This window comes from Nitrosospira sp. NpAV (assembly GCF_000832065.1).
Taxonomy (GTDB): domain Bacteria; phylum Pseudomonadota; class Gammaproteobacteria; order Burkholderiales; family Nitrosomonadaceae; genus Nitrosospira.
This window is the reverse complement of the sequence record NZ_JXQM01000006.1, coordinates 35601-50089: the sequence shown is the minus strand read 5'-3', so window position 1 is coordinate 50089 and position 14489 is coordinate 35601. Positions and strand designations below refer to the sequence as shown.

General features: G+C 52.6%; 14 protein-coding genes. 11 read left to right on the top strand and 3 right to left on the bottom strand.

Features of this window, described 5'->3' with window-relative positions:
* Positions 1-106 precede the first annotated feature (106 nt).
* The 5 genes from SQ11_RS04620 to pnp all read left to right on the top strand — a co-directional run bounded on the left by SQ11_RS04620 (position 107) and on the right by pnp (position 6504).
* A complete protein-coding gene (locus tag SQ11_RS04620; RefSeq protein WP_041512992.1) occupies positions 107-886 on the top strand; it encodes a VacJ family lipoprotein in 780 nt (259 codons plus the stop codon).
* Between the two features lie 221 nt (positions 887-1107).
* Positions 1108-3045 carry a squalene--hopene cyclase gene (gene shc, locus SQ11_RS04615; RefSeq protein WP_052493989.1) on the top strand — a complete coding sequence of 646 codons (1938 nt, stop codon included), beginning with the start codon at positions 1108-1110 and terminating at the stop codon, positions 3043-3045.
* Positions 3046-3050: 5 nt separating this feature from the next.
* On the top strand, positions 3051-3773 hold the full coding sequence (locus SQ11_RS04610) for a phosphorylase (RefSeq protein ID WP_232297894.1): 723 nt from the start codon (positions 3051-3053) through the stop codon (positions 3771-3773).
* Between the two features lie 218 nt (positions 3774-3991).
* The gene (rpsO, locus tag SQ11_RS04605; RefSeq protein WP_041512990.1) at positions 3992-4261 is read left to right on the top strand and encodes a 30S ribosomal protein S15; all 270 of its coding nucleotides are present in this window, start codon (positions 3992-3994) and stop codon (positions 4259-4261) included.
* 134 nt (positions 4262-4395) lie between these two features.
* Entirely contained in the window at positions 4396-6504 is a 2109-nt protein-coding gene (gene pnp / locus SQ11_RS04600; RefSeq protein WP_041512989.1) for a polyribonucleotide nucleotidyltransferase, read from the top strand.
* 160 nt (positions 6505-6664) lie between these two features.
* On the opposite strand, the gene dksA is transcribed toward pnp, so the two are convergent.
* Positions 6665-7087, bottom strand: a complete 423-nt coding sequence (dksA, locus tag SQ11_RS04595; RefSeq protein WP_041512988.1) for an RNA polymerase-binding protein DksA — start codon at positions 7085-7087, stop codon at positions 6665-6667.
* A gap of 561 nt (positions 7088-7648) precedes the next feature.
* Here dksA and SQ11_RS04590 point away from each other — a divergent pair.
* The 6 genes from SQ11_RS04590 (at position 7649) to SQ11_RS04565 (ending at position 12247) form a co-directional block, all read left to right on the top strand.
* Positions 7649-8029, top strand: coding sequence for a hypothetical protein (locus SQ11_RS04590; RefSeq protein WP_041512987.1), 381 nt, complete (start codon positions 7649-7651; stop codon positions 8027-8029).
* A gap of 147 nt (positions 8030-8176) precedes the next feature.
* Positions 8177-8593 carry an EF-hand domain-containing protein gene (locus SQ11_RS04585; RefSeq protein ID WP_041512986.1) on the top strand — a complete coding sequence of 139 codons (417 nt, stop codon included), beginning with the start codon at positions 8177-8179 and terminating at the stop codon, positions 8591-8593.
* 10 nt (positions 8594-8603) lie between these two features.
* A complete protein-coding gene (locus tag SQ11_RS04580) occupies positions 8604-9455 on the top strand; it encodes a DUF692 domain-containing protein (RefSeq protein WP_041512985.1) in 852 nt (283 codons plus the stop codon).
* A complete protein-coding gene (locus SQ11_RS04575; RefSeq protein WP_052493988.1) occupies positions 9436-10191 on the top strand; it encodes a DUF2063 domain-containing protein in 756 nt (251 codons plus the stop codon). The genes SQ11_RS04580 and SQ11_RS04575 overlap by 20 nt, the downstream gene beginning before the upstream one ends.
* 182 nt (positions 10192-10373) lie before the next feature.
* Entirely contained in the window at positions 10374-11039 is a 666-nt protein-coding gene (locus tag SQ11_RS04570; protein ID WP_052493987.1) for a class I SAM-dependent methyltransferase, read from the top strand.
* A gap of 2 nt (positions 11040-11041) precedes the next feature.
* Positions 11042-12247, top strand: a complete 1206-nt coding sequence (locus SQ11_RS04565; RefSeq protein ID WP_198140798.1) for an NAD(P)/FAD-dependent oxidoreductase — start codon at positions 11042-11044, stop codon at positions 12245-12247.
* Positions 12248-12347: 100 nt separating this feature from the next.
* On the opposite strand, the gene hslU is transcribed toward SQ11_RS04565, so the two are convergent.
* Together hslU and hslV are read right to left on the bottom strand one after the other, a co-directional pair.
* Positions 12348-13679 (bottom strand): ATP-dependent protease ATPase subunit HslU, encoded by a 1332-nt coding sequence (gene hslU / locus SQ11_RS04560; RefSeq protein WP_041512982.1) that lies wholly within the window; start codon positions 13677-13679, stop codon positions 12348-12350.
* 168 nt (positions 13680-13847) lie between these two features.
* Entirely contained in the window at positions 13848-14384 is a 537-nt protein-coding gene (gene hslV / locus SQ11_RS04555) for an ATP-dependent protease subunit HslV (RefSeq protein WP_041512981.1), read from the bottom strand.
* Between the last annotated feature and the right edge of the window lie 105 nt (positions 14385-14489).

Genomic DNA, 14489 nt, shown 5'->3' with positions numbered 1-14489 from the left:
CAATTATTGTTTATACTTCGCACCTTGAAATATTTTGCCGTCGTCGCAAATATTACAGCCCGGGGAGATTAACGATTAACAAGGTTGGTTTACACCTTCTCTGATTATGACGCATACACCGGCAACCATTCTATTGTTAGTATGTGTGGTGCTGTTTACCGGTTGCGCCACCGTGCGTCCGAATGATACGGGTGTGGACCCGATCGATCCCAACGAAAAAACCAATCGCAAGTTTTATGACTTCACCGATATGGTTGACCGGAACGTTCTGGCGCCGGTTGCCGATGTTTACATCAAGTATATTCCCAACCCAATGCAACGCTCGATCGGCAATTTCTATGACAATCTCGCGTACCCAAATGTTATTTTGAATGCATTTTTGCAGGGCAAGGTTCGTCAAGGATTCCAGGACAGTCTGCGTTTCGTGGTTAATTCGACCATCGGGCTGGGAGGGCTTTTTGATATGGCGTCGCCCATGGGGCTGGTACAACATGACGAAGACTTTGGGCAGACGCTTGGCGTGTGGGGGGTTAATACAGGATCCTATCTGTTTGTTCCCTTGATTGGCCCCAGCAGCTATCGGGATGCGCCGGGAATTCCCGTAAGCGCTTTCAGCAATCTTTTGTTTTATGCGGGCACCGTTGCCAGTACAGCCATTGTGGGGCCCGTCACTGTTCTGGGCATTATCGACAAACGAGCGAGGCTATCCGGCCCCATGCGGGTTCGCGACCAGGCGGCGCTCGACCCCTATCTATTTGTGCGCGAGGGGTTTTTACAACAGCGCAAGCATTTGATTTATGACGGTGACCCGCCGCCAGAAGTTTACGATGATCCGCTTGACGATGATACCGTGCAGAATAAGCCCGTTGCCAAACCAATACGCTGAGAATTAATTTCAAGGGCGTATAATATGACGTACTTAAGCCGATCCCCTATTTTTTACTGCGGAGTCATAAGGTTTTCAGAATGATGATCGTCAGCTGCCGGACTCTTACGACTCATCGCAAAGGAATCCTGGCCGTTTGCATTGTCAAGGTTCCCATCGGAACTGGATGATAATACGCAAATGGATTTACAGTATACAGTATATATGTAAGGTAAAAACGAATGAAAAGATTGGAGCGTACCGCCAGATTGTCTCCGCAAGACAGATTCCTCAGTGCAACGGCGCTGGAAGATGGATTGACCGCAGCGCGCAAGGCAATGCTTTCCCAGCAGAAGGAGGACGGCCACTGGTGTTTTCCGTTGGAGGCGGACTGCACGATTCCGGCCGAATATGTGCTAATGATGCATTTCATGGATGACGTGGATAGAGATCTGGAAGTCAGGATTGCCCGATTCATCCGTGAAAAGCAGGACCCGGTGCATGGCGGCTGGCCGTTATACCATGGCGGGGATTTCGATCAAAGCTGTACGGTCAAAGCCTACTATGCCCTAAAGCTCGTGGGTGATTCACCCGATGCGCCGCATATGGTCCGCGCACGCACCGCCATTCTGGAACATGGCGGCGCCGCACGGGCTAATGTATTCACGCGGATATTGCTTGCCATGTATGGCCAGATTCCCTGGCGTGGCGTTCCGTTCGTGCCGGTCGAGATCATATTATTGCCTCGCTGGTTTCCGTTCCATTTAAGTAAAATCGCATACTGGTCACGTACCGTTACGATACCGCTATCCATTCTTTGCAGCTTGAAAGCGCGTGCCGCGAATCCGCGCAACATGCATATTCCCGAGCTGTTTACAGTGTCTCCGGAAAACGAGCGGGGTTATTTTCCGGTACGCACCCGGCTGAATCGGCTATTCTTGCTGATTGAGCGTATTGCCTCGCCATTCGAGCAATTTATTCCGCCATTTCTACGCCGCATCGCATTCAAGCGCGCGGAGCGGTGGATAGTGGAACGGCTTAATGGCGAGTGCGGACTGGGAGCGATTTTCCCGGCGATGGTAAATGCCAGCGAGGCTCTGGCGTTGCTTGGCTATCCCTACGAACATCCCTATCGAGAGCAGTGCCGCAAGGCGCTCAAGGGGTTGCTGGTGGATGAAGGCGAGCGCGTATGGTGTCAGCCATGTACATCGCCTGTATGGGACACCGTATTGACAAGTCTTGCACTACAAGAGGGCGCAGGTGTCGACGAGAAACCCATCCGCAAGGCCCTTGACTGGCTGGTTCCCAATCAGATCCTCGACGCACCCGCCGACTGGCAGGAGGAGCATCCTGGCTTGGCGGGCGGTGGCTGGGCTTTCCAATACGCCAATCCCCATTATCCCGATCTGGATGACACCGCCGCGGTTGGATGGGCATTGCATCAGGCGGATCCCCAGGTTTATCGAGAAAGCATTGTTCGCGCAGCGGACTGGCTCGCCGGCATGCAGTCCGCAAATGGCGGCTTTGCGGCTTTCGATAGCGACAACACCTATTACTATCTGAACGAAATTCCGTTTGCCGACCACGGAGCCTTGCTTGATCCCCCCACCAGCGACGTCACCGCCCGCTGTACCGGTTTCCTGGCGCTGCATGGCGAATCCAGACATAAGGATGCGGTGGAACGAGGTTTGACCTACCTGTTCCGCGAACAGGAGCCTAGCGGAGCCTGGTTCGGACGCTGGGGCAGCAACTATATTTACGGTACATGGTCGGTATTGGAGGCGCTCAGGTTGGCGCATGTGGATACCGGTCACCTTGCCATTCGCCGCGCGGTACAATGGCTTAGATCTGTGCAACGTGACGACGGCGGCTGGGGTGAAGGTAACGATTCTTATGCCGATCCCCAAAAAGCGGGGCGTTTTGAGACGAGCACATCTTTCCAGACTGCGTGGGCGTTGCTCGGTCTGATGGCGGCAGGTGAGGGGCATAGTCATGAAGTCTCCCGTGGCATAGCGTACCTGTTGCATGAACAGGATAGCGGCGGTTTGTGGCATGAACCCTGGTTTACCGCACCAGGCTTCCCGCGAGTTTTCTATCTGAAATATCATGGATACACGAGTTATTTTCCGCTGTGGGCTTTGGCTAGATTTCATGCGCTGACCCGGAAGACTTCTGCGTGAGGAGGGTGGGTATCGTCACTGCAATGCGAGTGGAAGCTCGCTGCGTTACCCCACTCCGTTTGCCTTTCAACAAAAGAATCAGCCTAGGAGAGAGCGCGGCGATATGGCTCTGCGGGATCGGCGCAGAGGCCGCTCGCGAAGCGGCGGAAGGTCTGAAAGCAGACGGGGCTACCGCCTTGATGAGTTTCGGGCTTGCCGGAGCCTTGGATTCCAGCTTGCGGCCGGGCGATCTGGTGTTGCCGGAGTCGATTTACAGCGACTGCTTATTACCCATTGATTTGGGCTGGCGTACCCGCCTGCGGCAGCTTTTGCCGGCACGCTTACGGGTGGCGGGCGGCATGCTGGCGGCTAGTACGCAGGTACTGACCTCAGCAACCGCAAAGCAGGAGTTGGCGCAGGCTACCGGAGCTTGCGCAGTGGATATGGAGAGCGGCGCGGTGGCGGAAGCGGCCGCCCGTGCCGGATTGCCATTTCTGACGGTACGCGCCATCTCGGACCCGGTGGAGTTTTCCCCCCCTTCGATTCTGCTCGGCGCGGTACGCCGCGACGGTAGTCCCGACCTGAGGCGCCTGTTGCCGTTATTGCTACGACGATCCGTGACATTCGGCACGCTACTGCGTCTTGGAGTAGACTCCCGTGCCGCGTGCTCCACATTGTCCACCGTGGTACGTCACGCGGATACGCAAATGGGACTCGCTCCGATCCATTCCGCGCATACGGTGGGTTAGCACATAGATAGAAAGACATAAGGAATTCCGAACTACGTCGTGGTCACACGAGCAGGTTGCATTGATGCCAAGGAAGGATTTACATCAGGAAAAATCCACCTACGCTGGTTATTCAAGTTACATCAGCGATAAATAAAGTCATCATATTACTTGAGAATTCACGCTGTTAAAGAGTAAAATACCGGCCTTTCGCATCAGGCATTTAATGGAGAGTACGCATGCCAATCACAACCGATCAAAAAGCGCAGGTGGTGCGCGAATATCAGCGGGCCGCTGGAGATACGGGTTCTCCCGAAGTGCAGGTGGCATTATTGACCACTCGTATCAATGATCTGGCAAATCATTTCAAGGCACATGTCAAGGATCATCACTCCCGCCGCGGATTGTTGCGCATGGTTAGTCGCCGCCGCAAGCTGCTTGATTATCTCAAGCGCAGCAGCGCTGATAGCTATCGGACGTTGATCGAGCGGCTTGGTTTACGCAAATAGGGTATCAACCCTGATTACGAGAACCTGCGGAGTACATGAAATTCTCGTCTCATGATAGACAATAGTGTACATCTCGTGCTGGAACTGGTGAGCCGCAAGTAAACGGGAATGATTTTTTGAAAAAGGGTAGTTAATTGAAATCAATCAAGAAAAGTATTACCTACGGGCGTCATCAACTAACACTGGAAACCGGGGAGATAGCAAGACAAGCGCATGGGGCGGTGACGGTTACCATGGACGATACCGTAGTTCTGGTTACCGTGGTAGGTGCAAAAAATGCCAAGCAGGGCCAGGATTTTTTTCCCTTGACGGTGGATTATCAGGAAAGAAGCTATGCCGCCGGCAGGATACCCGGCAGCTTCTTTAAGCGTGAAGGCCGTCCCTCCGAAAAAGAAATTCTTACCTCACGTCTGATTGATCGTCCCATCCGTCCGCTATTTCCCGAACGTTTTTATAATGAAGTACAGATCGTGGCCACCGTTCTGTCGTCCGATAACGAGGTAGACGCCGATATACCCGCACTTGTGGGCGCTTCCGCCGCGCTGGTGCTTTCCGGCATCCCCTTCGATGGTCCTGTTGGTGCCGCCCGGGTCGGCTACATCAACGGCGAGTATGTCTTGAATCCTACCACGACCGAACTGAAACAAACCCAGTTGAATCTGGTGGTGGCGGGCACGCAGCAAGCGGTGCTGATGGTGGAATCTGAAGCATTGGAATTGTCCGAAGATATCATGCTGGGCGCGGTCATGTACGGCCATCAGCAAATGCAAGCGGCGATCAACGCCATCAATGAACTGGCCGACGAGGCGGGGGTCACCGCATGGGACTGGACGCCGACGGAAACGGATATGGCGCTAGCCGAAAAAATTGCCGGCCTGGCGGAAACAGATTTGCGTGGTGCATTCCAATTGAGGCAGAAACAGGCGCGATCCGAGGCCATCGATAACATCTGGAGAAGAGTTTTTACTGAAGTCGGCGTCGACACGGAAGACGGCCCGGATGGGCAAGTTGTGAAAGAGGCCTGCTTTGCTCTCGAGTCAAAAATCGTGCGCTCCCAAATTCTCGATGGCGAGCCTCGCATAGACGGACGCGATACGCGCACCGTTCGTCCCATTACTATCCGCAACGGCCTGTTACCGCGTACCCATGGCTCGGCCTTGTTTACTCGCGGGGAAACCCAGGCGCTGGTGATTGCAACTCTCGGCACAGGTCGAGACGAACAAAAAATTGATGCCCTGCAAGGGGATTATTCCGAGCGTTTCATGCTCCATTACAACATGCCGCCCTATGCCACCGGCGAGACTGGCCGGGTAGGCACGCCCAAACGCCGCGAAATCGGGCATGGGCGCCTGGCCAAAAGAGCATTGGTTGCAGTGCTGCCTTCCGCCGAGGAGTTCGGTTATTCGCTGCGTGTGGTATCGGAGATTACCGAGTCGAATGGTTCCAGCTCCATGGCGTCGGTCTGCGGTGGCTGTCTTGCGTTAATGGACGCAGGCGTGCCATTGAAAGCGCATGTGGCAGGTATTGCCATGGGACTTATTAAGGAGGGCAACCGGTTTGCAGTGCTGACCGATATTCTCGGGGATGAAGATCACTTGGGCGATATGGATTTCAAAGTAGCGGGGACCGAGAAGGGCATCACCGCGCTGCAAATGGATATCAAAATTCAGGGCATCACCAAAGATATTCTGCATGCCGCGCTGATACAAGCCAAGGAAGGACGCATGCATATCCTTCAAATCATGAAGCAGGCGCTGCCTTCAACGCGTGAGGATATTTCCGAACATGCGCCGCGTATCATTAAAATTAAAATCAATCCTGAAAAAATCCGTGATGTAATTGGCAAGGGTGGTGCTGTAATCCGTGCATTGACTGAAGAAACCGGAACCACCATCGATATCACCGACGATGGCACCGTTATGATAGCTTGTATCAACGCCGAAGGCGGCGAAGTGGCAAAGAAACGTATTGAAGATATTACCGCCGAAGTGGAGGTGGGGAGAATATATGACGGGACCGTATTGAAACTTCTGGATTTCGGCGCAATCGTTAGCGTTCTTCCAGGCAAGGATGGTTTGTTGCATATCTCGCAAATCGCCAACGAGCGCGTCAACAGCGTTGCCGATCATCTCAAGGAAGGCCAAGCTGTGCGGGTCAAGGTTCTGGAAGCCGACGACAAAGGACGGTTACGTCTCAGTATGAAGGCCGTCACTACCGAGGGCGCCGACAACGCCGTTTCATAAGCTTTTGTTGCAGGTCGTGATATCAAACATCCGACCTGGATCGTAATTCCTTTTACGATAAGCAAAAAAAAGCCCCTATCTTGTGGTAGGGGCTTTTTTTTAACCGGCAAAATTTTTTGAAAGGTAGAGGTCAATAAACCCGCAGAGAATTGACAACAATTTACTTGGCTACCTGCTTTTCCCTTATCTCGTCGAGAGTCTTGCAGTCTATACAGAGGGTGGCAGTAGGACGGGCTTCGAGGCGTTTCAGGCCGATTTCAATGCCGCAACTATCGCAATAACCATAATCGCCCGTATCAATTTTTGCAATGGTCTCATCGATTTTCTTGATCAACTTTCGTTCGCGGTCCCGATTGCGTAATTCCAGCGCCATGTCTGATTCCTGACTGGCACGATCGTTAGGATCGGCGAAAATCGTCGCTTCATCCTGCATGGTATGCACTGTACGATCTATATCCTGGCCTAATTCAATTTTAATCCCTTCCAGTATATTGCGAAAATGCATAAGTTGCCTGGAACTCATGTAGCTTTCCCCCTTCTTCGGTTTGTAAGGAGTCGCTGGTTTACGCAGTTCTTGCGGCATTTTTAATATTCCTTTTATATTTCTGGTGACGTATAAAAATACTTTTACAGAAAAAAAATATTATACAGCAATAAGTTTGCTATTCGTCCGCCGTGGCAAGCGGCAAAAATCAATTCTATCCCATATAGAGCTTGGAGATAACTTCGGGCAGTCAGTTTGCATGAAACCCACTCGCACGAAAGCACGAATTTTTACAGAATTCCTATTCCTTGGATACCCCTGAAAGAAAATAAATGCCACATTTCTCAAAATCATCCTCAACGACAACCGTCGCTATGAATATTCCCCAGGGTACCGCTTGGTTGATCAGGCAGATGCGACAATTTGTCGCACCCGGCCGGAAATTGTGCTATGTTGCTTGTAGCCATTATTTGCTCTGCCGATCAAGCAATTGAGCTTGCTGCTTCAATGATGGCTGAGATTGTTTAGAGTATCCGCACGCGTCAGAAACTGGTCACAGAAGAAAGAGGGCAAGTCTAGTGGATTGCTACGACAAGTGCGGTTTCCTATCAGGGATTGCAATGCAACACCTCTTATATCTTTATACAGGAGAAGAAGATCATGTCTAATAGAAAATCCATTATTTCCATCGCTGCGGGTTCCTTCTTAGCTGCAAGCGTTGGTAGCGTACCGGTCGTTTCCGCAGCTGATAACCCTTTTGCCATGCAGTCTCTCGAAAGGGGCTACATGATAGCTGACTCACACAATTATGGTGAGAAAAAAGGCAGTGAAGGTAAATGCGGTGGTGAAGGGGCGTGCGGCGAAGGAAGGTGTGGTGCGGCTATGGCGGATGCAAACAAGGATGGCAAGATCACCAAGGAAGAATGGACCGCGCATCACAACGCCATGTTCGAACATATGGATGCCAACAAGGATGGCTTTATCGGCAAAGATGAGATAAAAGGGAAAACAAAAGACGGCAAGTGCGGAGGTAGCAAGTAAGTATGCGATGGATGGTTTTCCGGGCTGGGGGCGGCTTCTTTGAGCGGATCTCCACACGAAAAAAGTCGACCCCGCCCAGCTAACCACAGCCTCCCATCTCTCTCGAATTGTGACATAATATTCGTCCAAAATTTAGGAGAAGATATCATGCGCAATAAGAAAACCATGATTTCCCTAGCTGTGGGTTCCGCTTTTGCCGCTACGCTCGGTACGGTACCGTTCGCCTCCGCGACCGACAATCCTTTCAACGTGCAATCCCTGGAAAAGGGTATCGTGCTTGCGTATGCTGATAAGGTAGACCCTAACAAATATGGGGGTGGAGCGAAATCCGGCGAAGGCCGATGCGGCATGTCGATGGTGGACACCAATAAAGATGGCAAAGTCACAAAGCAGGAATTCCTGAAGCATCATGAAGCCATATTTGACAGGATGGATACCAACAAGGATGGTGCTGTCGACCAGCCTGAGGCTGACAGTTATGGCGGTGCCAGACCCAGCTCGCCTCACGCGCCGGGTGGACCCGGTGCCCCTAACGCAGCGCCGCATGGTGGGATGAAGAAGTAATTTCTGATCGGTGGGGGAATTGTTAAGCCGTGCCAGCGTGGGACTGGGCTTTCGGCGGGAACTCATTCCCGAATTAAAAACGCATGTCCCCGCCGCTATTGATTTCTTCGAGATTGCCCCGGAAAACTGGATTGATTTCGGCGGTGTGGCGGGACGGGATTTGCGTAGCTTCACGGAGCGCTACCCCTTCGTCTGCCATGGACTCTCGCTCTCCATTGGCAGCCCCGCACCGCTGGATGAGGTGCTTCTGCATAAGATCCGGCAGTTCCTGGACCAGCATCGAATTCCGCTTTATACCGAACATCTCTCCTACTGTTCCGACGATGGTCATCTCTATGATCTGCTTCCAATACCTTTTACCGAAGAAGCAGTCAAATATGTGGCCGCACGCATTCACCGCGCTCAAGATATTCTGGAACGCCGCATCGCTTTGGAAAATGCCTCGTTTTATGTGCGCGCCCCCATTACCGAAATGAGTGAAGCAGACTTTATCCGTGCTGTATTGACCGAAGCGGACTGCGACCTGCATCTTGACGTTAACAACGTCTACGTCAACAGCGTCAACCATGCCTACGACCCCATCGAATTCATTCGTGCCATGCCCACCGAACGCATTGTCTATATGCATATGGCCGGGCATTACAATGAAGCGGAGAACCTGATTATCGACACCCATGGCGCGGACATAATCGATCCGGTATGGTCATTGCTGGATCAAACTTACCGCATCCATGGCGTGGCTCCCACCTTGCTTGAGCGCGACTTCAATATTCCCCCTTTGCATGAACTGATGCGAGAGGTCGACCGCATCGGTCTTATTCAGAGTCGGCATGATACGAGCCATGTCCGGGCAGCTTCCTGAATTTCAGCGCTTCCAGTACGCGTTCACCGCGCATATCCGCGACTCCACTGCAAACCCTTGCCCGCGTGGCATCGAAGCAAGACGTATGCGGATATATAAAAGGCTGGTTTACAACAACGCTGAGAGTTTCCTGTTGAGCTGCTTTCCCGTACTTAGAAAAGTATTGGGAACGCGTCGATGGGGACGGCTCATGCGGGCGTTTCTTGCCATACATCGTAGCCGCTCACCTTTTTTTCGGGAAATACCCGATGAGTTTATTCAGTTCCTGCAAACGGAATGGACGCCAACCGCAGATTATCCCGAATTCATGCTGGAGCTGGCACACTATGAATGGATAGAACTGGTGCTTTCCGTTTCAATGGATTTGCCGGATTGGGACCGCATCGATCCCGGCGGCAGCCTACTGGAACAGCACCCCATTCTAAACCCGGTGCTCGCCAATCTGTGTTATCGGTGGCCCGTGCATCGTATCGGTCCGCGCACTCGAATTATGCCGGCAGCAACTTATTTACTGGTATTCCGCGATATGAGCGATCAAATTCGATTCACCGAGATCAATGCGTTTACTTCGCGCCTGATAAATCTGTTGGAAACCCCCGGGCATACAGGCCAAGCAGCACTCGAAATTATTGCTGCGGAAAGCCACCATCCCTCGCCCGAAATCGTGATCCAGGGGGGGCTGGCAATTATGCGCGATTTACAGGCGCGGAGTGCGTTACTGGGTGTCCTGCGTTAGGGGAACTCCTGTAACGTGCCGGATTGCTCCGTGACTTCCTGGACGGTATAACGCCTCCAATGCGGGAATCTGAGATCTGTTGCCCACTGGATATTACATTCCGGGCATCGCCTTACTCCCTTCGCCGCGAATTGGACATGACGAAGACTTGATCATTATTCCGTACCTCACATAAGCATCGCATGAAACTCACCTCGCTGGATCTGAAGAAAATTTCTTCTCTTACGCTCGCCCACTACAACAAGCGCGCCGACCATTTCTGGGAAGGAACGAAAGATCATGACGTCAGCCAGAATATCTCAGCATTGCTGAAGTATATCGAGAGCACCCCCCCTTGCACCATATTGGATTTTGGCTGCGGGCCGGGGCGTGATCTCAAGGTTTTTAACGACCTCGGGCATATCGCGATCGGACTTGACGGTGCCCGGCAATTCGTTGAAATGGCCCACAGCTATAGCGGCTGCGAAGTATGGTGCCAGGATTTTCTTGGACTCGATCTGCCGCGTGAATACTTCGACGGCATATTTGCGAATGCTTCGCTGTTTCATGTTCCCAGCTGTGAGCTGCCCCGTGTGCTGACGGAGTTGTGCAACGCGCTGAAACCGGGCGGCGTGCTGTTCAGTTCCAATCCGCGCGGAAATAATGACGAGGGCTGGACCCACGGGCGTTATGGCGCATATCATGATATTGAAAAATGGCAGGACTATATGGCCGCGGCCGGATTTGTCGAGATTACTCACTATTACCGTCCTGCCGGGCGGCCGCGCGAACAGCAACCGTGGTTAGCCAGCGTGTGGCGGAAACGATGGGGTAACGCCAGCCAGATGCGGATTCAGCCCATCGAATGAAAATAAAAAAAGATGTAATAGTGATAGGCGCTGGCGCGGCCGGGATGATGTGCGCGATCGAAGCCGGCAAGCGCGGACGCTCGGTCATGCTGTTGGATCATGCCTCGAAGCTTGCAGAAAAAATTCGTATTTCCGGCGGAGGACGGTGTAATTTCACCAATCGCCATACCAGACCGGAAAATTTCCTGTCGCACAATCCTCATTTCTGCCGATCCGCGTTGGCACGATTTACCCCGCAAAACTTTATCATGCTGGTGGAAAAACATGGCATCCACTATCATGAAAAAAAACTGGGGCAATTGTTTTGCGATGGCAGTTCGCAGCAGATCATCGATCTGTTGCGGCATGAGTGCGACGCGGCGGGCGTTGAATGGCAAATGCCATGTCGAGTGACCCATACAAGCCGTATTCATACCGGCGCAACCGGTAACGATTCCAGTAGTGGATTCGTGCTGGAAACCGACCGTGACACCTGGGTGGCCGACTCATTAGTGATCGCAACGGGAGGCCTGTCCATCCCACAAATCGGTGCAAGCTCCTTTGGATATTGTATCGCCGAGCAATTTGGCATCACCGTTACGCCCCTGCGGCCGGCGCTTGTTCCGCTCACTTTCGCAGCTGATCAACTGACATTTTTCTCCGGGCTTTCAGGCATCGCAATTGACGCAACGGTAAGCTGTAATGAGGCATGCTTTCGCGAGAATCTTTTATTCACGCATCGTGGTTTGAGCGGCCCCGCCATATTGCAAATTTCTTCCTATTGGCAGCCTGGAATTCCTGTTCAACTCAACTTGTTGCCGGACCTCGACGCGGCGGCATGGCTGCTCGATCACAGGCACAGCACTGCGCTGCTGCCCAATTTATTAGCGCAATATCTACCCAGACGCTTTGCCCAGGCTTGGTGTGAAGCCATTATGCCAGGTCATTCCGTCCGTCAGCTAAACCGGTATAGTGAAACTGAATTGAAGCAGATTGCCGCGCAATTGCGTAGCTGGCAAATCACGCCCAGCGGTACTGCAGGATACAAAAAAGCGGAAGTGACGCTGGGAGGGGTGGATACCCGGGAGTTGTCATCCAAGACGATGGAAGCGAAAAAAGTACCTGGCCTATATTTTATCGGTGAAGTCGTGGACGTGACCGGACATCTGGGCGGATTCAATTTCCAGTGGGCTTGGGCGTCCGGTTATGCAGCGGGTCAGTTTGCGTAATTCACCCGCATTTTCATCAGCTTTTTCCCGTATCGAAGCTGAGGACTGGAGGCCCACCGGATAGATCCCGAAACGAGCACTTCACGGAGAACTTGTTGAGTTAAAGCACGTAGCGGGCTAAATCCTCGCTTTGGGATAAGCTGTTGAGCCGTACATCCACGTATGCGGCATCAATGACGACGGTATTGCCACTGTGTTTCTCGGCGTCGAAGGAAACATCTTCCAGAAGTTTTTCCATTACGGTATAAAGGCGTCTTGCGCCGATATTCTCGGTTTTTTCGTTAACCGCGAAAGCAATCTCCGCCAGGCGTTTAACCGCATCGGGTGTAAATTCCAGCTTGATCCTTTCAGTTTCCAGGAGCGCCTCATATTGACGTGTCAAGCAGGCATCTGTATTCGTGAGGATTTGTACAAAATCGTGGGCACTAAGGCTGGCCAGTTCGACCCGAATAGGAAAACGGCCCTGCAATTCTGGAATCAGATCGGAAGGCTTGGCGAGATGGAATGCGCCGCTGGCGATGAACAGGATATGATCAGTTTTGATCATGCCGTATTTCGTGGAAACCGTGGTACCTTCCACCAGCGGCAGCAAGTCCCGTTGTACGCCCTGGCGCGATACGTCCGCCCCGGAAGTTTCGGACCGGCTGGTGATTTTGTCGATTTCGTCAAGAAACACGATACCATTCTGCTCGACATTCTGCACTGAGCGAAGCTTCAACTCCTCATCATTGACGAGTTTGGATGCCTCTTCATCGGTAATCAGCTTCATTGCCTCACGGATTCTCAGCTTGCGAGTCTTTTTTCTTTCTCCTCCCAGATTCTGAAACATACCTTGAATTTGCGTGGTCAGCTCCTCCATTCCCGGTGGCGCAAAGATTTCCATGTGAGGATGCGCCGCTGAAACTTCGATTTCAATTTCTTTATCGTCGAGCTCGCCCTCGCGCAATTTCTTGCGAAATTTTTGCCGGGTCACATTGTCGCCCTCTCCCACTTCCATTGGCGAGCCCATCTCTCTTGCGGCTGGCAGCAACACGTCGAGGATACGCTCCTCGGCATGGTCTTCCGCGCGAGCCCTCATTTTCTGGGTTTCCTGTTCACGGGACTGCTTGATGGCGGATTCCACCAGATCGCGGATGATGGAATCCACATCGCGGCCGACATAACCCACTTCAGTAAATTTGGTCGCTTCCACCTTGATGAACGGCGCATCGGCGAGTTTTGCCAGACGGCGTGCGATTTCGGTCTTGCCGACGCCCGTGGGTCCGATCATCAAGATATTTTTTGGCGTGATTTCCTGCCGCAGGGGATCCATTACCTGCTGCCTGCGCCAGCGATTCCTGAGCGCAATGGCCACGGAGCGCTTGGCGGCATCTTGACCAATAATGTGTTTGTCGAGTTCGTGGACGATTTCCTGAGGGGTCAGTTGGGACATGGTTCAAGGCATCAATGATAAAGTGGCGGGATATGGAGACCTAACGCGAGAAGCAGGCTGAAGCCGATATGCCGGAGTGGAGTGCGCTTCGCGGGATGGTACCCGTAAAAAAACCGCATCTCCTTTTGTGTTTCACTTGCGTCTCACTATTTACGTTTAGCTTGCACGCTATTCCAGAACTTCGATGATATGGTTCTGATTGGTATAGATACACAAATCGCCTGCGATGGTAAGCGACTTCTTGACAATCTCCACCGGCGTCAGACTGGTGTTTTCCAGGAGTGCGCGCGCCGCGGAATGGGCATAAGAACCTCCACTACCGATCGCGGCGAGTCCCAACTCAGGTTCAATCACGTCACCCGAGCCCGTAATGATAAGCGTGGTTTCGGGGTCGGCTACCACCAGCATCGCTTCCAACCGGCGTAAAATGCGGTCAGTTCGCCAATCCTTCGCCAGCTCAACCGCCGAACGCATGAGGTGCCCCTGATGCTTCTCAAGTTTACCTTCAAAACGCTCGAACAAGGTAAAAGCGTCGGCTGTGCCGCCCGCAAATCCTGCGAGAATTTTGTCATGATAAAGCCTACGCACCTTGCGAGCGCTGGCCTTCGCTACGATGGCGCCCAAGGTTACCTGGCCATCACCTCCAAGCGCCACTTGCGTGCCGCGTCGCGCTGAAAGTATGGTAGTGCCGTGATATTCTTGCATGTATTAGCACAAGATGAGTAAGAGCGCAGATTATACCTAAATCCGGCGGTTGACCGCTCATTTTTAAGTAAGCGCCATGACTGACAGACTATCCAGGGTCCGTAT

Excerpts from the sequence above, each read along its gene's own strand:
- SQ11_RS04620 (WP_041512992.1), top strand. The coding sequence starts at position 107 with ATGACGCATACACCGGCAACCATTCTATTGTTAGTATGTGTGGTGCTG.
- shc (WP_052493989.1), top strand. The coding sequence starts at position 1,108 with ATGAAAAGATTGGAGCGTACCGCCAGATTGTCTCCGCAAGACAGATTC.
- rpsO (WP_041512990.1), top strand. The coding sequence starts at position 3,992 with ATGCCAATCACAACCGATCAAAAAGCGCAGGTGGTGCGCGAATATCAG.
- dksA (WP_041512988.1), bottom strand. The coding sequence starts at position 7,087 with ATGCCGCAAGAACTGCGTAAACCAGCGACTCCTTACAAACCGAAGAAG.
- SQ11_RS04590 (WP_041512987.1), top strand. The coding sequence starts at position 7,649 with ATGTCTAATAGAAAATCCATTATTTCCATCGCTGCGGGTTCCTTCTTA.
- SQ11_RS04585 (WP_041512986.1), top strand. The coding sequence starts at position 8,177 with ATGCGCAATAAGAAAACCATGATTTCCCTAGCTGTGGGTTCCGCTTTT.
- SQ11_RS04575 (WP_052493988.1), top strand. The coding sequence starts at position 9,436 with ATGTCCGGGCAGCTTCCTGAATTTCAGCGCTTCCAGTACGCGTTCACC.
- SQ11_RS04570 (WP_052493987.1), top strand. The coding sequence starts at position 10,374 with ATGAAACTCACCTCGCTGGATCTGAAGAAAATTTCTTCTCTTACGCTC.
- hslU (WP_041512982.1), bottom strand. The coding sequence starts at position 13,679 with ATGTCCCAACTGACCCCTCAGGAAATCGTCCACGAACTCGACAAACAC.
- hslV (WP_041512981.1), bottom strand. The coding sequence starts at position 14,384 with ATGCAAGAATATCACGGCACTACCATACTTTCAGCGCGACGCGGCACG.